The organism is Agathobaculum hominis (assembly GCF_014288055.1).
In the GTDB taxonomy this organism is placed as follows: domain Bacteria; phylum Bacillota; class Clostridia; order Oscillospirales; family Butyricicoccaceae; genus Agathobaculum; species Agathobaculum hominis.
Genome location: NZ_JACOPK010000006.1, coordinates 164,107 through 184,758, shown reverse-complemented (window position 1 = coordinate 184,758; position 20,652 = coordinate 164,107). Strand labels below are relative to the sequence as shown.

Sequence of the window (20,652 nt, the reverse complement as noted above, 5' to 3'; positions counted from 1 at the left end):
GTATCATATGTCAAAAGAAGCTTCTGACTTTTTGTGACAAATGACGAAGTGGTTCCGACAGCACGCAAGAGGTTGCGCAGGAGTGTGCTCTCGTGCTATAATAGAAGGTGGACAGGTCTGATTACGGCCGGTCTGCCGGGCGCAGGGCAGGAATGCTCCGCGCACCGAACCAAAAAAATATTTTTTTGGAGGGAGATTTACTATGTACATGGATAAGCAGGTCAAGCGCGGATACAACGAGTATATCCGTCTTGACGAGGGCATCGGCAAGGATGCCATGATGGACGTTGCTCTCCTCGTTATGGAGGATGGCGACACCTGGAGCTGCGAGGAGCCGGAAAAGGAAGTTGCAGCGCTCGTATTCGACGGCAAGTGCACGATCAAGTGGGAGGATCAGTCCTACGACGTTGACCGTCCGAACCCGTTCGACTACAATCCGTCCTGCCTGCACGTATGCAAGGGCGTCAAGTTCGAGATCATCGCACACGGCCCGTGCAACATCTACATTCAGAAGACGCTGAACGAAAAGACCTTCCCGAGCAAGATGTACAAGCCGGAAGACACCGACACCTGGGCTCGCGGCAACAAGGGCGAGCTGATGGGCTGCATCAAGCGCGACGTTCGCACCTGCTTCGACCTTGACAACGCACCGTACTCCAACATGGTACTGGGCGAGGTCGTCAACCTGCCGGGCAAGTGGTCCTCTTACCCGCCGCATCATCATCCGCAGCCGGAGTGCTACTTCTACCGCTTCGACAAGCCGATGGGCTTCGGTGCAGGCTGGGGCAACGGCGAGATCTACGAGACCCATCACAACGGCCTTGCGATCATCACCGACAAGATGCACTCTCAGGTAACCGCTCCGGGCTACTCCTGCTGCTACGCATGGGGCATCCGTCATCTGCCGGGCGACCCGTGGGACAAGACCCGCATCGACGACGAGGAGCATCTGTGGCTGCTCGAGGATGACGCGAACGACCACATCTGGCACTGCCCCTCTGGTAACTAACGTTCCCAGAGTATAGGGGGGACGCTGTCCCCCCTATATACCGAACAAGTTCCCATGGAAACTTGTTCGGATACCCCCCTCTCGTTCGCACGGCGAACGAGGCTGCGCCGCCACAAGGTGAATTGCCCGTAGGGCAAGAGAAGGTGCCCTGGGGTACGGCGCAGGCAGTGGTAACAAAGTCCGGCAGAGCTGGACTTTGTTAGAGAACTGCATCTGCCGCGTGCGCGCGGCAGGCACGGGACAGGTCCCGTGTATTGGGGAACCTGTGGTTCCCCTTGCCCCCTCCTTTTGGGGAGGGCGGTTCGATTATCTTTGTTATACATTATTTTAGGAGGATTTCCACGATGATTCATATGGAAACCGTTCGTCTGACTGCATCTCAGGCACTCGTTCGCTTCCTCGAGAACCAGTATATCAGCTACATTGATATGGATGGCAACGAGCAGGAGCACAAGTTCGTTAAGGGCATCTTCATGCTCCCGGGCCACGGCAACGTTGTAGGCTTCGCCAACGGCGTTGAGCAGGAGCTCAAGGACATGATCGTTTACCAGGGCAAGAACGAGCAGGGTATGGCTCTGGCTGCTGTCGGCTACGCAAAGCAGATGCGCCGCAAGTCCATCTTCGCCTGCACCTCTTCCGTAGGCCCCGGCGCCTGCAACATGGTTACCGCTGCTGCAACCGCAACCGCTAACAACATTCCGGTCCTGATCCTGCCGGGCGACATCTACGCTTCCCGTCAGCCGGACCCGGTTCTCCAGCAGATGGAGCAGCCGCAGAACCTGTCTATCTCCGCTCATGATGCTTTCCAGGCTGTTACCAAGTACTGGGGCCGCATCAACCGTCCGGAGCAGGTCATGACCGACATGATCTCTGCTATGCGCGTTCTGACCGACACCGCCAACACCGGCGCTGTTGCAATTTCCCTGCCGCAGGACGTTCAGGCTGAAGCATACGATTACCCGGTTGACTTCTTCAAGAAGCGCGTATGGCGCATCGACCGCCGTCCGATCACCAAGTATGCTCTCGACAAGGCTGTTGAGGTCATCAAGAACGCAAAGAAGCCGCTCCTGATCTGCGGCGGCGGCGTTCGCTACGCTGAGGCACACAAGGTATTCAAGAAGTTCGCTGAAGACTTCGGCATCGCATTCGGCGAGACCCAGGCGGGCAAGTCCGCTGTTGTCTGGGATCACGAGCTGAACCTCGGCGGTCTGGGCACCACCGGCGGCATCGCTGCCAACAAGCTGGCGCACGAGGCTGACGTTGTTATCGGCGTCGGCACCCGTTACACCGACTTCACCACCGCTTCCAAGTGGCTGTACCGCACCGACGCAAAGTTCGTCAACATCAACCCGTCTGAGTTCCAGGCTTACAAGATGGACGCTACTCCGGTCGTTGCTGACGCGAACGAGGCTCTGACCGCGATCGGCGAGGAGCTGGCTAAGATCGGCTACCACACCGACAAGGCTTACGCTGAGGAAGTTGCTGCTCTGCGCAAGGAGTGGTGGACTGAGGTTGAGCGTCTGGACGCTGTTGAGTACACCGACAAGGAGCACTTCACCCCGGAGATCAACGACGCTAACCGCGAGTGCGTTGAGAAGTACATCAAGGATACCGGCTGCAAGCTGTGCCAGACCACTGTTCTGGGCACCATCAACCACCTCATCGACGACAACGCGATCGTATGTGCAGCAGCAGGCTCTCTGCCGGGCGACATGCAGGGTCTGTGGCGCGCACGCAAGGAGAACACCTACCACATGGAGTACGGCTACTCCTGCATGGGCTACGAGGTTGCATCCGCTCTGGGCGCTAAGATCGCCTGCCCGGATCAGGAAGTTTACGCTATGTGCGGCGACGGTTCCTTCGACATGCTGCACTCTGAGCTGATCACTTCCGTTCAGACGGGCCACAAGATCAACGTCATGCTGTTCGACAACGCTTCCTTCGGCTGCATCAACAACCTCGAGGTAGGGCAGGGCAATGCGTCCATCTGCACCGAGAAGAATATGCTCGAGCCGGGCGTTACCAACGGTATCCACAAGGGCAAGGTAATCCAGGTAGATTACGCTGCAATCGGCGCTGCTTACGGCTGCAAGACCTACACCGTCAAGACCCTTGACGAGCTGAAGGCTGCAATCGAGGACGCTAAGAAGCAGACCGTTTCCACCCTGATCGACATGAAGGTTCTGCCGAAGACCATGTCCGCAGGCTACGAGAACTGGTGGCGTGTAGGTGTAGCTGAGGTCTCCACCAAGCCGGAGGTTCAGGCTGCACGCAAGGCGATCGAGGATCACCTGTTCGAGGCTCGCCACTATTAATAGCGCGCGATAAACTCGCTCAAATGAAAATGAAGCTCCCGGCCGAAAGGCCGGGAGCTTTTTATGGCAATACCGCATAATTGAACAAGAGCGATTTGCGAGCAAATTTTGCGTTCTGACAAGGCGCGGTTTTGCGGTAATACTTGATGTATTACCGTGAAATCGCAACAAAGTCAGGGCACAAAATTTCCGCAAAGCGCCGCAGCTTTAATTGTGCGGTGTTGCCTTATATAAGAAGCCCCTGTCCGCAGACAGGGGCTTCTGTTTTTCGACAGTCTTACAGCATCTGAAGCAGCTCGATCTGCTCGCCGGACGGGCCGGTGAAGAACCAGTTCTGCAGGCCACCGAAGGTGTTCGGCAGAACCTTCTTTTCCGGTGCGGTGAAGCTGATGATTCCGGCCGCCTTGAGGTCGGCAGCGGTCTTGTCGAGATCGTCAACGTAAACGGCGAAGTGCGGAATGCTGCCCTCGCCGGACGGCACGAGCGTGCCTGCGGGCGGCTCGATCAGCTCGAGCAGGAAGCCGCCGAACTCAACGAGCGCCAGCTTCTTCTCGCCGTCCGGGGTCTGCACGCCGTCGCGCTTGAAAACGCTGCCGCCGATGTTCTCGTAGAATGCGATGCTCTGCTCCATATCCGCTGTATAAATGGCGATATGGCCCAGGCCCTTGTAATGTTCCTTCATGGTTAATCCTCCTTGCTGTGAGGCTGTACGCGCCTCTATGTAAAGCATAGCATTTTGCGTCCCGTTTGTACAGAGAAACCCGAAGAAAACCTCGGTTTTTCTCAAAGCAGCCGCGCGGCAGCGCGCATATAATAAAAATCGCGAAGCGATTTCAAAAAACCGAGGGCGTGTACCTCGGTTTTTTGACTTCTGGAGGGAGAACGTTTCTGCATAGGAACTTTCGGACGACCCGTGTTCTGCGAAGTCAGAACACACCTTGTCGGCGAAACGTCAGTTTCGCGACAGGTAAAAAAAGAGACCGCCGAAGCGGTCCCTTTGAAGGTCAGTCGATATTGACTTATCAGTCCTGTACGGTGGTAACGACCGAAGCGCTGGACTGGTTCTCGAGGTAGGTCTGGTAGGTGGTCTTCTCGCTCTTGCCGAAGCCAAGGGGAGAGAAGATTACGTAAGCCAGGCACATGATGATCAGGGTTACGGTAGCCCAGATCTTGCCGTTGTGCCACGGGGTCAGATCTACAGCGCCTACGTCCTTCAGCTCGAAGTCCTTCTCGCGCGGATGCTTCTTGACGATGACCCACATCAGGATCATGTCGAATACGAACAGGATTGCGGTGAAGTACAGGTAGTGGATGTTGTTCAGGAACGGAATGACGTTACGCAGACCGAACTGGAGGATGAAGTACAGAACAACGTGTACCGGGATGACGATCTTAGCAGCGATAGCCGGAACCTTCTTCCAGAAGAAGCCGCACAGCAGGCAAACGAAGATCGGGGTGTTGAACGCAGCGAAAGCAGAGTTTACGAAGCTCGTGATGCCGCCCATGTAGAGCATGAACGGGGACATGATGGTGGAAACTACTGCTACGACAGTACCGAAGTTCTGGCCGATCTTAACCATGCGGGCATCAGATGCGGTCGGGTTGAACAGCGGACGGTGAATGTCGAGTGCGTAGATGGTGGATGCGGAGTTCAGTACCGAGTTAAAGGAGGACAGGATCGCGCCGAACATTACAGCAGCGAAGAAGCCAAGGATCGGCTTCGGCATAACCTGTGCTACCAGCATCGGGTAAGCGGAGTCGCCGGAACCCCAGTCGGTGCCCGGGTAAGCCAGTGCGCAGATAACGCCCGGAACAACGATGATGAGCGGGGTCATGATCTTGAGGAAGCCTGCGAATACGGCGCCCTTCTGTGCTTCCTTCAGGTTCTTAGCACCGAAGGTACGCTGGATGATGGACTGGTTGGTTGCCCAGTAGTACATGTTGTTGACCAGCAGGCCGGTGAACAGCAGCGGCCACGGGAGCCACGGCTCCGGGGTGTTAACCTCGTTGATGGCGTTCAGGTAGGACGGATTGGTGTGCAGGAACTTGTCGAAGCCGTCCACGAAGGAGCCGTCGCCGCCCAGCTGACCGGACAGGAACATGAAGCCGAATACCGGAACGAGCAGGCCGCCGACGATCAGGCCGAGGCCGTTGATGGAGTCGGACAGTGCGATTGCCTTCAGGCCGCCGAAGATCGCGTAGATCGAGCCTACGATAGCGGTTGCGACACAGACGATAGCGATCGCCGCAAAACGGGAGATGCCGAAGATCTCGTCGATGCCGAAGATGTTGACGAATACCTGTGCGCCGGCGTACAGGATGTTCGGCAGCATGATTACAACGTAGCTAAGAAGAACGATGATGGATACCAGACGGCGGGTGCCCTCGTCGTAGCGCTGCTCAAAGAACTGCGGTACGGTGGTCAGACCGGTCTTGAGGTACTTCGGCATGAGTACGAATGCCAGGATAACCAGAGCGATTGCGGAGGTTACCTCCCAGCCCATCGTGGACATGCCTACGCGGACAGCCTGGCCGTTGTTGCCGACGAGCTGCTCTGCGGAAAGGTTGGTCATCAGCAGAGAACCGGCGATGACCGGGCCGGTCAGGCTGCGGCCGCCGAGATAGTAGCCGTCCTGGGTCTCAAGGTTGTCACCGCGGGTCTTCCACCACGAGATGATTGCGACGAGTGCCGTGAATGCCACGAAGGTAATCGCGGTAAACGCCATGGAGTTTACGAAATTCATCCTTTTCTCCCCTTCAGGTAAAAATTGTTTCGCGCGAAAAAACGGCTTCCCTCTTACCATTTTTTCGCATTTACTTAAACAGAACTTTATCCCCTTGCGTGTACGCGCACGCAGTGCCTTAAAAAAAGGATCGTCGATTTTTTGTCGATGATCGCTGCGTTCAGGAAATACCGTTCTCGTTTTCCGACAATCATTTTAACACTATATCTACATTTAGGCAAAGATTTTTTTCGTTTTCCGATATACTTTGGTTATTTGCACATAAACCGCATGTCGTTTTTGTGTATTTCGACGTTGGTTGTTATGTTTTTCACAAAGACAGCCCGCTCTTTTTATCACTTTCATCTGAAAAAGTCCGAAAATTCATACTGTAATCAAAAAAATGGATGCCTTCCTTTTCGAGGAAAAGCATCCATTTCTTTCGACGCAAACGGTTGCGTTTTTTACGGCAGATACCACTGCGGAATCCGCTTTTTCGGGTCGAAAATCTGAGCGTACTGCGCACTGCGGTAAGCGGTCAGCGCCTCGCATTCCGACAGCGTTTCATTGTCGTGCCACGAGCCGTCCGCCAGATAATAGCCGTAGCTGTTAATGCGCGGAACGCTCTGCTGCGCCGCGAGACGCAGCTCGTCAAATCCCGAGGTGGAGCAGCCCAGCGCATCGAGCGCGAACGCAGACAGGTAGTTTGCGCTGATTTCCACGCCGGTCTGCGACCCAATGTCGTAATTCGCCCAGATGAAGAACGGCGTGATCAGCTTGGTCTGCTTCTGCTCGCGCGAACGCTCCGCGTCCGTATTGCCGTACAGCTCGTCGTAGAATGCCGACGGAACGTTCGGCTGATGGTCGCCGAAGAAAATGATCGCGGTATCCTCGGAAACGTTTGCAAAATAGCTGATAAGCTCCTGCACCGCCTCGTCCGAGCAGCGCACGAGAGACAGGTAGGTGTCGACCTGCTGATACCTGCCCTCGTACTCGCCGGTCAGGCGGATCTTCTCCTCAAAGGCCGGATATCCCTCGCGCTCATAGCCGCCATGGTTCTGCATGGTGACGTCGAACAGGAAGAACGGCTGTCCCTTCGGCTTGTTCTCGTACAGCTCGATGATCTTCTTATAGCTTGCGCTGTCGCTCACGCGGCCGCGGACGCGCTCGACATCGCTCGGGAAGCTGTCCTCGTAGCACTGCTCGTCGAAGCCGAACGACTGATAGACCTGCGGGCGGTTCCACGAGGTCGACAGATACGGGTGCATCGCGACCGTCTGGTAATTCTGCGCCTCCAGGGCGCCGACAAGGCTCGGCATCTCGCTCTTGACATACATCTGATACGGCGAGCAGCCGAACGGCAGGAACGCCATGGTATCGCCGGACAGGAACTCAAATTCGGTGTTTGCCGTGCCGCCGCCGAAGGTCGAAACGAGCAGATTGCCCGTGATGGTGTTCTTCTGCCCCTTCTGCATACTGTGCACGAAGGGCATATAGTCCTCGTTCGTCTCGAAATTGCCCACGATGCCGAGGTCGGAGAACGACTCGTTCATGATGACGATAATGTTCGGGGTTTTCGTCCCCTGCTCGCCCTTATAATCCTCCGCAAGCGTTTGCAGTCCGTCTGCGCTGTACCCCTCCGGCGCGCGGACGATCGACCTCCCTGCGCAGCGCAGAAAGTAGTAGAACTCGCTGTAGGAGCGGCTCGACGCCCAGAAATTGATGCTGGTGCCCGTGATGCCGAGCCCGTAGTGAACGGCATACGCCGCGAGCGCAACGACGATGAGCGAGCAGCCGCGCCGCACATACCAGCGGTCGAACAGCTTCCAGCGGCGCTGCATCAGGCAGACGAGCACGCAGTACAGCACCGCCGTGCTCACGCCGCGCAGCACGGACAGCTCGACCGGTGCAGAATACCCCTGCGCAACGTTGGCCGCCGTGCCGATGGAGAACACGTCGCTCAGCATGACCGGCGTGCCGCGGAACAGCATGACGTAGTGGTCGATGAGGCCGTGCAGCAGGCTGATGCCCATGCCGACGCAGACCGCGTGCCGTCCACGCGCAGTGATCAGATAGGCGGCTGCGTACAGGCCGATATAGCACAGCCAGCCCTGCCAGAACGACTGCTCGAGTCCCACACTGCCGCCCTTGACCATATACTCGACCACGACGACACTGACCGCCGATGCGCTGCCGAGCAGCAGCAGGTCATGCAGCAGCGCGAGCGGTGCCGGCGCCTTCTTCCACGGACGCAGCACGAGCGGCAGAAACGCCGCCAGCGCAAGCAGGTTCGAGGTCTTGTCGAGGAAGGACAGCGAGCCTTTGTGCAGGATGGGCCAGAAAACCGCCGCGAAGCACAGCGTCAGCAGCACGTTCGCCGCAAGCAGCGCCCAGTTCCATTTTCCTTCGTCTTTTTTATTTTTCAGTTCATGTTTACCCACAGATTGCCCTCTTTCTCTCGGATAAAAGCAAAGCCGCCGTGTTTTCGGGCACAGCGGCTTTTTCTGTCAGTGGTTAAGGCAATACCGCATAATTGGACAAGAGCGATTTGCGAGTAAATTTTGTGTACTGACGAGGCGCGGTTTTGCAGCAATACTTTCGCATTGCAAGAAATCGCAACAAAGTCAGGGCACGAAATTTCCGCAAAGCGCCGCAGCTTTCATTATGCGGTGTTGCCTTAAGCCTGCGGCTCTTCTTCGACGCGGGTGACTGCGATCGAGAGGTCGTCAAGCTGCTTGTCGTCTACGACATCCGGGCAGTTCATCATGAGGTCGGATGCGTTCTGAACCTTCGGGAAGGCGATGACGTCGCGGATGGAGTCCAGGCCGGCCAGCAGCATGCACAGACGGTCGAGACCGTAAGCCAGGCCGCCGTGCGGAGGTGCGCCGTAAGAGAACGCAGTGATCAGGTGGCCGAACTGCTCCTTGGCCTTTTCCTCGGTGAAGCCGAGTGCCTCGAACATCTTGGTCTGAAGCTCGGGATCGTGGATACGGATAGAGCCGCCGCCCAGCTCGCAGCCGTTCAGGATAATATCGTATGCCTTGGCGCGGACCTTGGCCGGGTCGGTGTCGAGCAGCGGAATATCCTCGTCCATCGGCGCGGTGAACGGATGGTGCATCGCAACGAGACGGTTCTCCTCCTCGCTGTACTCGAACTGCGGGAACTCAGTGACCCACAGCAGCTTGAAGTCGTCCTTCTTGGCAAGGCCGAGACGCTTTGCCAGCTCGCAGCGCAGTGCGCCCAGAGCGACGGCAGCGGTCTGCCAGTTTGCATCGGCGACAACGAACAGCAGGTCGTTCTCCTTCGCGCCTGCACGCTCCTTGATGGCCGCAATCTCGTCCTCGGACAGGAACTTCGCAAAGGAGGAGGTCATGCTGCCGTCAGCGGCGAGCTTCATCCACGCGAGGCCCTTTGCGCGGTAGGTCTTGACAAACTCGCCGAGCTTGTCGATCTCCTTGCGCGGGAACTTGTCCGCATAGCCGTTTACGTTGATGAGACGGACCGTGCCGCCGTTCTCGACGGTATCCTTGAACACCTTGAACGAGCAGTCCTTTGCAATGTCGGAAATATCCTTGATTTCAAAGCCGAAGCGGACGTCCGGCTTGTCCGAGCCGTACTTGTCCATTGCATCCTGCCAGGTCATGCGCGGCAGAGGAAGCTGAATATCAACATCGAGCACTTCCTTGAATACGCGCTGGAGGAAGCCCTCGTTTACCGCGATAACGTCGTCCTGCTCGACGAACGACATCTCAAGGTCGATCTGGGTAAACTCCGGCTGACGGTCGGCGCGCAGGTCCTCGTCGCGGAAGCAGCGGGTGATCTGGATGTAGCGGTCCATGCCGGACAGCATGAGCAGCTGCTTGTACTGCTGCGGAGACTGCGGCAGGGCGTAGAACTTGCCCGGATGTACGCGGGACGGCACGAGGTAGTCGCGCGCGCCCTCCGGGGTGGATTTGGTGAGCATCGGGGTCTCGATCTCGAGGAAGCCGTGCTCATCGAAGTAGTTGCGGGCTACCTGCGTTACGCGGTGGCGCAGCATGAGGTTGCGCTGCATGGACGGGCGGCGCAGGTCAAGGTAGCGGTACTTCAGACGGATCTGGTCACCGACCTCCTTGGTGTCGTCGATCTCGAACGGGGTAGTCTCCGCCTTGGACAGAATGCGGATGTCCTCTGCGATGATCTCGACCTCGCCGGTCGGCATCTTCTTGTTGACAGCAGCCGCGTCGCGCGCGACCAGCTTGCCCTTGACCGCTACAACGAACTCGGTGCGGCAGGTGAAGGCAATGTCGAACAGGTCGGCGTTGACCGACTTGTCGAAGGTGCACTGTACGATGCCTGCACGGTCGCGCAGCAGCAGGAACAGAACGCCGCCGTTGTCGCGCACGCGGTCGACCCAGCCGTTAACAGTAACGGTCTGGCCTGCGTGCTCCAGACGAAGCTCACCGCACATATGCGTGCGCTTCATGCCTGCAATAGATGTGTTATTCATGTTTATCAATCCTTATTACTAAGATTTGTTTGATGATGGAGTTATTTTTCATCCGGCGTTTTCTTGGCGGAAATAGCATCCGGCAGGAAATAGTTCAGAATGGCGGGCATCGCAAGGCCGAGAATCACAGCGGCAATGGCCATGACCAACCACTCGTGTACAAACAGAATGACGCCGCACAGCACCCCCGTGCAGCGGATGATGGTCTTGCGCAGTTTATCCATAAGACGGCCTCCTTACTCGGAATCTTGATTTTTCATTTCAGTCAGAACCGGCCAGACACGGTTGACATACCCGATCACGACCATTGCAGCAAACAGAATGAGAATGACAAAGGTCGCAAGTGCGAACCCACCGGCATTGCATTGCAGCCAGAAAATCATCATCAGGATGGATGCGATAACGCCTAACATCCCCACAATCATCTGCGTACAGCCCCAAATAAGACTCTTCATAAGAAATCCCTCCATATTCAGTTGAAAATCTATCTCTACCAGCGGCGGGGCACCCCAGGGTGGCTTCTCTTGCCCTTGCGGGCAATTCACCTCCTGGGGTCACCCGCCCTGCAATTTAGCGATTTATTTGTCGCAGATTACTTTGCCTGCGTTTTTCTTCGCCAGACCGTCATGAATCAGCTTTGCTGCTTCATTAAGCGAAACCTTGACCTGCTCACCGGACTCCATGTCCTTGACAGCGACAACGCCCGCATTGATCTCATCCTCGCCGAGGAAGATAACGAACGGAATGCCCAGCTTGTCGGCGTAGCCGATCTTGTGCTTGAACTTCTTCTGCTCGCCGTACAGCTGGGTGCGGATGCCCGACTCGCGCAGAGCGGTAGCGGTCTTGATGGCCGCGCCCATGTCGTCGGTCATCGGCAGGATGAGTACGTCCGCCGGCGCCTTGTTCATCTGGTCGTTCAGATAACCCTGCTCGCCGAGCACGTAGAACAGACGGGTCAGACCGATGGAAATGCCGACGCCCGGCAGCTGCTTGTCGGTGTAGTACTCGGCAAGGTTGTCGTAGCGGCCGCCCGAGCAGATGGAGCCGATCTCCGGATGGTCGAGCATCGCGGTCTCATAAACGGTGCCGGTGTAGTAGTCCAGACCGCGTGCAATCGTCAGGTCGATTTCGAAGTGGTCAGCCGGAACGCCGAACGCCTGCATATAGGTTGCAACCGTTTTCAGCTCCTCCGCGCCGAGGTCGAACACCTCGTTTTTGCCCTTGTAGCTGTCGAGCGCTGCGAGGATGCCCTCGGTGCCGCCCGGGGTTTCGATGAACTTCAGCAGCTCGTCAGCCGCAGCAGCTTCCACGCCGAAATCCTCGACCAGAATGGTCTTTACCTTCTCTGCGCCGATCTTCTCGAGCTTGTCGATGGTGCGCATGACGTCGCCCGCCTTCTCGGTCAGGCCGAGGATGGCGAAAAAGCCGTTGAGCACCTTGCGGTTGTTGATGCGGATCTTGAAGCGCTCGAGACCGAGCGAGGTGAACGTTTTGTAGATGATGCTCGGAACCTCGGCCTCGTTGATGATGTCGAGCTTGCCGTCGCCGATGACGTCGATGTCCGCCTGATAGAACTCGCGGAAACGGCCGCGCTGTGCGCGCTCGCCGCGGTATACCTTGCCGATCTGGAAGCGGCGGAACGGGAAGGTCAGCTCGCCGTAGTGCTGCGCGACATACTTCGCGAGCGGTACGGTGAGGTCAAAGCGCAGCGACAGGTCGCTGTCGCCCTTGGTGAAGCGGTAGATCTGCTTTTCGGTCTCTCCGCCGCCCTTGGCGAGCAGCACCTCGGAGGACTCGATGAGCGGTGTGTCGAGCGGATAGAAGCCGTACAGCGCGTAGGTCTCGCGCAGCACCTGCATGATGCGCTCCATCTGTACCTGCGGCGCGGGCAGCAGCTCCATAAAGCCGGACAGAGTTCTGGGTTTCACTTTTTCCATGTTTCAATTCTCCTCAAGACAGACGGAATGCACCGAACGGGTAATTTTCCCATCCGGTGCAGCGTTCTGTCGTTTTTATTTTCTGTTCTTCGGGTTGACGATGTTGCGCCAGTCCAGATCGCCGCGGTCAAGACCGAGGATGAGCATTTCAGCCGTTGCCGAGTTGGTAGCGATCGGGATGTTGTGCATATCGCACAGTCGTGCGATCGCGTGGACATCCGGCTCGTACTGCGAGTTGGACATCGGATCGCGGAAAAACAGCACAAGGTCGATCTCGTTGTAAGCGACGCGCGCGGAGATCTGCTCCTCGCCGCCCTGCATGCCGGCCAGACACTTGTCGATCTTGAGACCGGTTGCCTCTTCGACGAATTTGCCGGTCGTGCCGGTCGCGCAGATGTTATGCTTTGCCAGGATGCCGCAGTATGCCATGCAGAACTGTACCATCAGCTCTTTTTTGCGGTCATGTGCGATCAGTGCTATGTTCATTTCCAAACGTCTCCTTCCTTATCCCCATGGTTGGCTTGTGTCAACGTCAGATTTTGTCTCTCTGTGACGGTTAAATCTTCATCAGCGGCACGCGCTCTCCGTCCAGACGGCGCGCGATATTCTGATAAGCACGCGCAGCACCGTGCTTTTTGGCTGCGATGATGCTCGTTCCGCTGTTGCCGCAGGCGATCAGATCCTCATCCTCGGGCACGATGCCGAGCAGCGGAAGCCCTGCCTCATCCATCGCGTCGTCGATGTTGCCCGAGCGGCCGCGGCTGATGAGCCTCGGACGCACGCGGTTGAGCACCATGCGGATGCGCTGGATACAGTATTCCTGCTCGATGGTGCGGGCGCAGCGCTCCGCGCCGCGCACACAGGCGCGGTCGGTCGCGGTGACGATGATGGCCTGCGTGGCGATATGCGCCAGAAAGGACATCTCCGCCGGGAGTCCCGCCGGACCGTCGATGATGAGATAATCAAATCCGGCCTGCTCTGCCTGCTTTGCGAGCTGGTCCATGCCGCGCTCGCTCAGAGCGGGCAGTCTGACCGGCGCGGTCAGCAGGTACAGCGTCTCGTACACAGGATGACGCGCCATGGCGTCCGCGAGCTGCACCATGCCGCCCGCCACGTCGGCAAACGAGTAGACCACCCGATCCGACATGCCCAGTACGATATCCAGATTCCGAAGGCCGCAGTCGCCGTCGATGACGAGCACCCGATGCCCGTTTGCGGCGAGCGCCGCACCGACGCCGGCGGTAAGAGAGGTTTTTCCTGTTCCGCCCTTACCGGACGCCACCAGAATTACCTTTAACATACAGCCTCCGAAAGTGAGCCTGCCCGAATGTTTTTCCGCGCAGGCCGTGTAAGTTCTATTTGGTTACATTATAAACTAACGCCATGAATTTGACAAGCGGTCAGGCAAACTTTTTCTGCTGCGTGCGCGGACACTCGGAAAAAACTTATCGTAAAAGCGTGTTTTCCGTCGGCACAGCGTCAACATTTTCCACGTCGTCCGCCGTAAAGAACTCGTCGAGCATATCGCGGACGACCGGCGCGACGTATGCGCCGTGACCGGCGCCCTCGCCGACCACGCAGATGACGATCTGCGGGTCGTCGAACGGCGCGAACGCGATGAACAGACCGTTGTCGAACGCCTCGCCGTTCTCATAGGTCTCGGCTGTGCCGGTCTTGCCGCCGACCTTGATAGGATAGTCCGCGAACACGCTGCCGGCGGTGCCGCCCTCGTCGGTGACCTCGCTCATGCCCTGCATGACAAGGCGGCGGGTTTCGTCCGAAATCTCGATCTTCTCCTTCACATTCGGCGTTTCGTTCTTGACCACGCTTGAAAAGTCGTAGCTCTTGATGTTGCGCACGAGCGTCGGCTGATAGAGCGTGCCGCCGTTGACGACGGCAGAGATATAGTTTGCCAGCTGAAGCGGCGTAAAGCCGTTATCCGACTGGCCGATCGCCGCGATAACATCGTCGCCGCCCTGCCAGCCGCGCGTGGAGGGGTCAGCCTTTTTCATTTCCGCGCGGTAGGTCGGGCCTGCGGCATGGCCGGAGCGCTCGCCGATGCCGATGCCGGTGACGACACCGAGACCGAACCGCTCGGACCACTTTTCCAGATGCTCGCCGGTCAGTTTCTGACCGACGGTATAGAAAAACGTGTTGCACGAATACTTGAGCGCGCCTGTGACGTCGAGCGTCATCGGCGTGTCATGGTTTTTACAGGTGAATTTCTGGCCGCCGTACTCGAAAACGCCCGTGCAGGTGATCTGCGTGTTCGCGTCGATGACACCCTCCTCCAGACCTGCGATGGCGGACAGGACCTTGAAGGTCGAGCCGGGCGGATACACGCCGCTCGTAACGCGGTTCACCTCGGGATGACGGCTGTCGTTTGCACGGTCCTCGGCCGCGGCGGTCGAATTGTAGTCCGCAAGGCTGTACGTCGGGTAGGACGCCATCGCGAGCACCTCGCCCGTATTCGGGTCGAGCGCGACCGCCGCGCCGCCCCTGCCGTTTCCGGCAAGGTTTTCCGCGAGCGAACGCTCCGCGACCTCCTGCAGGTCGAGGTCAAGGGTCGTCACGACGTTGTCGCCCGGCCGGGGCGCCGTGGTGGACTGCTCCGCGACCTCGCTGCCGCCGAGGTCGGTCTCCACCGTGCGCGAACCGGACGAGCCGTGCAGATAGCTCTCGAACGCTTTTTCCAGACCGGTCTTGCCGATGACCGAGGTCATCTGATAGCCGGCGAGGTCCTTATAGGTGTCCTTCCACTCGGTCGCGTCCACGACGCCCACCGTTCCGAGCACATGCGCGGCGGCGGTCGTGTCGTACTGACGCACGGCCTCACTCTGCACCTCGACGCCCGGATACTCCCCGTGATGCTCCTTGATATAGGCGATGAGGTCCATCGAAACGTCGTCTGCGAGCGTAAAGGTGATGGTCTTGCTGAAGCCGACCTGACGCATGCTGTAATACACGCCGACGAGCGTGCGCACATCGTCCTGCGGCAGATTTGCCGCCATGCCGAGCTTTTCGGTCATATATTTTCCCATCGCCGCAACAAATTCGGTCGGAGAGACCAGCGCTGTCGCGTCGATCTGCTTTGTTTTGTCGATGGCGTTTCCGTCTGCGTCATACTCGACCGGCGCTTCCCTCGCCTGCCGGACGGCGGTCTGCACGGCGGTCAGGCCGAGCGTCTCGCAGCTGTCCTTGATGTAGGCGGACAGCGTGGACATGCTACTGCTCCCCGCCTCGGCGGTGTAGGTGTAGGGCGCGGAGGCCGAGATCGGCAGCATATCGTTCAGGAGAGCGCGCGCCTCCCCGGCTTCCTCCTCGGTTTCGTCCGTATATTCATCCTGCGCAGGCTGCGCCTGCTTTTTTGCCGCCGCAAGCGTTTTGCTCACGTCGCCCGTGACATTCAGGCCCGCCGCATCCGCCTGCACGCGCTGCGCAAGGTCAAGCAGCCGGTCAAATTTGTCCTCCTTGTTCTCCCAGAAGTCGGAATACAGCAGAACGAGCGAAAAGCCGGTCTTGTTCGAGACCATCGGACGGCCGTAGCGGTCAAGGATCTCGCCGCGCGCGGCGGAGACCGTCGAGGTCGTCGTCAGAAACTGCGCGGAACGCTCGAGATATTCCTGTCCGTGCACAAGCTGGAGGTCGACCAGACGGCTTCCTGCCAGACCTGCGCACAGCAGCAGCATGACGAGCAGCGCGGCAAGCCGGTGCAGCAGTTGTTGTTTATTTTCCATGGGGTCGCTCCTTTATATCCACCGGTCGTCCCTCGAAAATGCGCGGCTGATGCGCCGCATGGGCAGATAGACGATAAAGCACAGCATGCACGCGACGAGCGTTCCGCCGACCGTCTGATGCAGCACGAGCAGGAAGGACGCGCCCTCCCGCATGAGCTGCACAAAATAGCGCAGCATGCCGAGCAGCAGCATCTCGAAGGCGTTCATCAGCACCATGGAGAGAAAGCCGCCTGCGAGCGCCGTCCGGCTGATCAGGCCGCCGAGCAGGCCGTACAGCATGAACCAGATCGGGTAAATGCCGTCCATGCCGACCAGACCGACGTCGTACAGCACCCCGGCGAGCAGACCCACGACCGCGCCCTCGACCGGGCCGTCGAGCAGGGCCGCCGCCGTCACGGCCGCAGGCAGCAGATCGACATGGTAGCCGAACAGCGGATGCGCGCCGAAGACAGTCGTCTGGATGACGTAGACAAGGATGGTCACAAGAGCGTACAGCAGCATTTTCGGGATAGAAATCAGTTCTCTCTGCATGGCATCACTCCGTTGTATCGGTGAAATCGGTGATGATGGACACGCTCGAAACGTTCGAGACGTTGACGAACGGCCGCAGCACGGCATAATACGAAATGCCGGTCTCCTCGGGCTGCACGCTCTCGACCGTGCCGATCATGATGCCCTTGGGAAAGGCGCCGCCGCGGCCCGAGGTCTCGACCGTATCGCCGACAACGACCTGATTGCCTGCCGTAAGGTAGGAAAGGCGCAGCCGGTCCTCGCTCATGAGGTCATAGCTGCCCTCCGCGATGGCGGTCTCGCGCGTGCGCGTGATGAGCGCGCCGCACTGCATGTCCACGTCGGTCACGGTCGTGACCTCGCACGTATTTGAGCCGGCCTCGCTGACGTAGCCGACCATGCCGTCGATCGTCGTGACGAGGTCCCCCTTCGCAACGCCGTGCGCGGTACCCTTGTCGAGCGTCAGCGTGACTGCGGTGTCGCCCGGATTGCGGCTGATGACCTCGGCGTTCACGGTCGTAAGGTTGCGCTGCCGCTCAGGCTGGCCTGCCTGTGCGCGGAAGCGGTTGTTCTCCTCGATGGCGAGCTGTGCGTCGCGCACCAGCTGCTCATTCTCGCGGAGCTGCTTTTTCAGCTCTTCGTTTTCCGCCTTCAGCTCGTCGAACTCGGTAAAATAGCCGATGCCTCTGCCGAACACGCCGCCGATGCCGCTCGCAAGGCGCTGCACCGGGCGGATGACCGCGCCTGCCGCGCGGCTCACCGGCGAGGGATTTCCCGTCACGCCGCTGTATACGGCCGACAGGATACACAGCACGGCCACCGCGGCGATTCCGACGAAAAACCGCGGCTCTACGCTTTTTCTTCTGCGCAAAACAAATCTCCTCTCAACGAACAGCGTTCAGCTTCCGCAGCATGACGCCGAGCGGCGCGACCGGAAGCCCCATAACGCTGTAATAATCGCCGCAGATGCCCTCGATGAGCAGCGCGCCGTGACCCTGGATGCCGTAGGCGCCCGCCTTGTCGAGCGGCTCGCCGGTCGCGAGATATTCCTCGAGCTCCTCCTCGGAAAAGTCGCGGAAAGTAACCTCGGTACGGGTGCACAGCGTCTGCGCGCCGCCGTCCGGCGACAGCACCGCAAGTCCGGTCAGCACCTCGTGCGTGCGGCCGCGCAGGCGGCGCAGCATATCCGCCGCGTCCGCTCTGTCCTTCGGCTTGCCGAGCGGCAGATGGTCGATGGTCACCATGGTGTCCGAGCCGATGCACACCGCGTCCGGATGCGACTGCATCGCCGCCTCGGCCTTGAGGCGCGACAGGCGGACGACCTCGTCCGCGAGCGGCGCGCCGTCGCGCAGGCTTTCATCCGCGTCCGCCGGGCAGACGGCAAAATTCTCTGTGATAAGGCTCAGCAGCTCGCGCCTTCTGGGCGAGCCGGATGCCAGTACGATTTTCATTTATTCGACTCCTCTTTTATATAAGCCGCGCGTGAACTCGCCCTCGAGCGGCGCACCGCTGAGGAACGCGCGTGCGATGTGTGCGCACTCCTCCGGACTTTCCGTTGTGAACAGCAGACGCGCTGTCTGCACGCCGAGCCGCGCGAAATCCTCGCGCAGACACAGCGGACGGTTGCCGATGAGCGTGTTGCGGCAGCCGTATTCGGGCAGCAGCGGAAAGCTCTCGTGCCGGCGGTCGGTCAGCACGGTCACGCCGTTTTTACACGAGCATTTTCCGCCGTGCTGACGGCGAATGGCGCAGTTTTCGAAGATCATGAGCGGCAGACGGCCGTAGACGATAAGGTCGGTCTCGAGCGGTCCGCTCATGTCGCGGATCTGCGCAAGACGCGCCTCGAACGACAGCGTCTGGCGCGAAACACCCATTTCCGCGAGCGCGCACAGCGTCCTGCTGTTGTAGGCGTTCAGGCCGAAATCGCCGTGCACGGCAAAGCCGAGCCGCCTTGCGAGCGGGATGTGGCCGATGTTGCCGACGAGCACGGTGTTCGTGCCGCGGCTCATCGCCTCGCCGAGCAGCATTTCGATCTGTCCCTGCTCGCTGTCGGAAAAGACGCGCGGCAGTACGGCCGGAAGACCGGTGCGCGCGGCAACCTCGAGCGGCGCATAGACAGCCTCCAGTCCGAGACCCTCGAGCGCTTTCGCCTGCGCCTCGGTGCGGACGGCGGCCGTATAGCCGCGGAAGCCCTCACGGGACGCCGCCTCCTCGTCGCGCGGCAGCACATTGCCGTCCATCCAGTCGCGCGAGGGCGCGACCGAGCGCTTGGAGAGCAGAAGCGCGAGCGCATCGCGGCGCATGCCGTTCATGACGGATGCCGGGACGACCAGACCATCCTCGACCTCGATATGCATGTTCTTCACATAAAACGGCGTGCCGCCGGTCTTGGAGAGCGATTTTTCCACCATTTCCGGGGTCGTCGGGCGGTTTTTCGCCTGCTCCGTCCCGCCCGTCACGGTCACTTCTCCGGCGCTCAGCACAGCGCCCGTGTCTCGGCGCGCGCTGAAGAACAGATTCACCGGCACGAGCGGCGCTTCCTTGCCCTCGGCAAAGCGGCGCGCAGCCTCGTCATAGAGCGCCTTGACCTCGTTCATCGGCACGTCGGTCTTGGTGCCGAACATGCTGTCGCCCTTTTTCCCGGTGTAGTAGCCGTCGGTGAAGCCGTCGCGCGAAAACACGCGGCGCAGGATGTCGCGCTCCCCGGCGGTCGGCTTTCTGTGCTCGCGCAGCAGGTCGGCATAGACCTTCGTAACGATCGCGGCGTACTCCGGGCGCTTCATGCGCCCCTCGATCTTGAGCGAGGATACGCCCCAGTCCGCCAGCTCCGCAACGTGACCGGCGAGCATCAGATCCTTGAGCGAGAGCGGGTAGCCGCCGTTGTACGGCAGGCGGCACGGCTGCGCGCATAGGCCGCGGTTGCCCGAGCGCTGTCCGATGACGGCGGACAGGTAGCACTGACCCGAATAGCACATGCACAGTGCGCCGTGGACGAACACCTCGGTTTCGACGCCTGCCTCGCGCGTGATCTGCTCGATCTGCTCGCGCGTGCATTCGCGGCTGAGCACGACGCGGGAAAAGCCGATGTCGCGCGCCTGTCTTGCCCCGTCGAGCGTGTGGATGGTCATCTGCGTGGAGGCGTGCAGGGCGAAATCCGGCGCGTGCGCATGGATGAGCCGCGCGAGACCCAGATCCTGCACGATGAGCGCGTCCGCGCCCGCCTCATACAGGAACTTCGCGTCCTCGAGCGCGTCGTCCAGCTCGCGGTCTCCCACGAGGATGTTCAGCGTGATGTTGCTCTTTACGTTTCGTGCGCGGCAGTAGGCGATGGCGTCCGCCATTTCCTCGTGCGAAAAGCCCTGCGCGTTGCGGCGCGCATTAAAGGTGCCGAAGCCCATGTACACCGCGCCCGCACCCGACTGCACGGCGGCGCGCACGCCCTCGGGCGACCCTGCCGGCGCAAGAAGTTCAGGAATTTTTACGTTCATTTGCTGTCTTTTCCGTTCTTTTCAGTCTTTTTGCCGCTGCGGAGCGCCTCGAGCTCTGCCTCGAGCTTGCGGCATTTTTCCTCCGCTGCGAGCGCCTCGCGCTTGGCCTTGATGCACTGGTCGGCCAGATTGACCGACGCCAGCGCGATCGCGCGCGTCGAGGCAAAGGAGGCGCTGCCGCCGCAGGACACGATGACCTGCTGGGCGAAGGAGGCGACCTCGTTCATGTATTCCACCGACTCATCCGCCATCAGCGTGTACTTCTGACCGGCGATGCGGAGTAAAATTCTGTTTTTCATATTTTCTCCCGTCCTTTCGAAAACGTGCAAGAGGGCATATTATCATAAATTACAGTATACCACATATTTCGTGTTTGTGGAACGGAAAATATGCGCAAAATGGCGTTTGGGCGTCAGGTGGATTTTGTACGCCCCCTGAACGGAA

At 59.3% G+C, this 20,652-nt stretch carries 17 protein-coding genes; 2 read left to right on the top strand and 15 right to left on the bottom strand.

The genetic code is table 11. The features are described 5' to 3' along the window. Nucleotides 1-202 precede the first annotated feature (202 nt). Nucleotides 203-1,009 (top strand): 5-deoxy-glucuronate isomerase, encoded by an 807-nt coding sequence (locus H8S02_RS08185; protein WP_118685524.1) that lies wholly within the window; start codon nucleotides 203-205, stop codon nucleotides 1,007-1,009. A 353-nt stretch (nucleotides 1,010-1,362) separates the two neighbouring features. Next, on the top strand, nucleotides 1,363-3,324 hold the full coding sequence (gene iolD / locus H8S02_RS08180) for a 3D-(3,5/4)-trihydroxycyclohexane-1,2-dione acylhydrolase (decyclizing) (protein ID WP_186970131.1): 1,962 nt from the start codon (nucleotides 1,363-1,365) through the stop codon (nucleotides 3,322-3,324). A gap of 277 nt (nucleotides 3,325-3,601) precedes the next feature. Here iolD and H8S02_RS08175 read toward each other — a convergent pair whose 3' ends face one another. The 15 genes from H8S02_RS08175 to H8S02_RS08105 all read right to left on the bottom strand — a co-directional run bounded on the left by H8S02_RS08175 (nucleotide 3,602) and on the right by H8S02_RS08105 (nucleotide 20,507). Further along, nucleotides 3,602-4,006, bottom strand: coding sequence for a VOC family protein (locus H8S02_RS08175; protein ID WP_186970111.1), 405 nt, complete (start codon nucleotides 4,004-4,006; stop codon nucleotides 3,602-3,604). Between the two features lie 340 nt (nucleotides 4,007-4,346). Further along, a complete protein-coding gene (locus H8S02_RS08170; RefSeq protein ID WP_186970110.1) occupies nucleotides 4,347-6,068 on the bottom strand; it encodes a solute:sodium symporter family transporter in 1,722 nt (573 codons plus the stop codon). Between the two features lie 443 nt (nucleotides 6,069-6,511). Then, nucleotides 6,512-8,488, bottom strand: coding sequence for an LTA synthase family protein (locus tag H8S02_RS12575; RefSeq protein ID WP_186970109.1), 1,977 nt, complete (start codon nucleotides 8,486-8,488; stop codon nucleotides 6,512-6,514). Nucleotides 8,489-8,724: 236 nt separating this feature from the next. After that, nucleotides 8,725-10,536 carry an aspartate--tRNA ligase gene (gene aspS, locus H8S02_RS08160; RefSeq protein WP_186970108.1) on the bottom strand — a complete coding sequence of 604 codons (1,812 nt, stop codon included), beginning with the start codon at nucleotides 10,534-10,536 and terminating at the stop codon, nucleotides 8,725-8,727. Between the two features lie 41 nt (nucleotides 10,537-10,577). Continuing rightward, nucleotides 10,578-10,760, bottom strand: a complete 183-nt coding sequence (locus H8S02_RS08155) for a hypothetical protein (protein WP_186970107.1) — start codon at nucleotides 10,758-10,760, stop codon at nucleotides 10,578-10,580. Between the two features lie 12 nt (nucleotides 10,761-10,772). Beyond that, a complete protein-coding gene (locus tag H8S02_RS08150) occupies nucleotides 10,773-10,991 on the bottom strand; it encodes a hypothetical protein (protein WP_186970106.1) in 219 nt (72 codons plus the stop codon). Between the two features lie 123 nt (nucleotides 10,992-11,114). After that, nucleotides 11,115-12,473 (bottom strand): histidine--tRNA ligase, encoded by a 1,359-nt coding sequence (gene hisS, locus H8S02_RS08145; protein ID WP_186970105.1) that lies wholly within the window; start codon nucleotides 12,471-12,473, stop codon nucleotides 11,115-11,117. Nucleotides 12,474-12,548: 75 nt separating this feature from the next. Then, the gene (locus H8S02_RS08140; RefSeq protein ID WP_118685532.1) at nucleotides 12,549-12,959 is read right to left on the bottom strand and encodes a methylglyoxal synthase; all 411 of its coding nucleotides are present in this window, start codon (nucleotides 12,957-12,959) and stop codon (nucleotides 12,549-12,551) included. Nucleotides 12,960-13,029: 70 nt separating this feature from the next. Next, entirely contained in the window at nucleotides 13,030-13,773 is a 744-nt protein-coding gene (locus tag H8S02_RS08135) for a nucleotide-binding protein (protein ID WP_118685533.1), read from the bottom strand. 145 nt (nucleotides 13,774-13,918) lie between these two features. After that, nucleotides 13,919-16,210, bottom strand: coding sequence for a penicillin-binding transpeptidase domain-containing protein (locus H8S02_RS08130; protein WP_186970104.1), 2,292 nt, complete (start codon nucleotides 16,208-16,210; stop codon nucleotides 13,919-13,921). 12 nt (nucleotides 16,211-16,222) lie between these two features. Then, nucleotides 16,223-16,741: a hypothetical protein gene (locus H8S02_RS08125; protein ID WP_186970103.1), complete on the bottom strand. Its 519-nt coding sequence runs from the start codon at nucleotides 16,739-16,741 to the stop codon at nucleotides 16,223-16,225. Between the two features lie 4 nt (nucleotides 16,742-16,745). After that, nucleotides 16,746-17,591 (bottom strand): rod shape-determining protein MreC, encoded by an 846-nt coding sequence (gene mreC / locus H8S02_RS08120; protein ID WP_158577012.1) that lies wholly within the window; start codon nucleotides 17,589-17,591, stop codon nucleotides 16,746-16,748. A 13-nt stretch (nucleotides 17,592-17,604) separates the two neighbouring features. Next, nucleotides 17,605-18,171 (bottom strand): Maf family protein, encoded by a 567-nt coding sequence (locus H8S02_RS08115; protein ID WP_186970102.1) that lies wholly within the window; start codon nucleotides 18,169-18,171, stop codon nucleotides 17,605-17,607. Further along, nucleotides 18,172-20,208 carry a U32 family peptidase gene (locus tag H8S02_RS08110; RefSeq protein WP_186970101.1) on the bottom strand — a complete coding sequence of 679 codons (2,037 nt, stop codon included), beginning with the start codon at nucleotides 20,206-20,208 and terminating at the stop codon, nucleotides 18,172-18,174. It abuts the gene before it with no gap. After that, complete coding sequence (locus H8S02_RS08105; RefSeq protein ID WP_118685539.1) at nucleotides 20,205-20,507, bottom strand: cell division protein ZapA; 303 nt, start codon at nucleotides 20,505-20,507, stop codon at nucleotides 20,205-20,207. The genes H8S02_RS08110 and H8S02_RS08105 overlap by 4 nt, the downstream gene beginning before the upstream one ends. Between the last annotated feature and the right edge of the window lie 145 nt (nucleotides 20,508-20,652).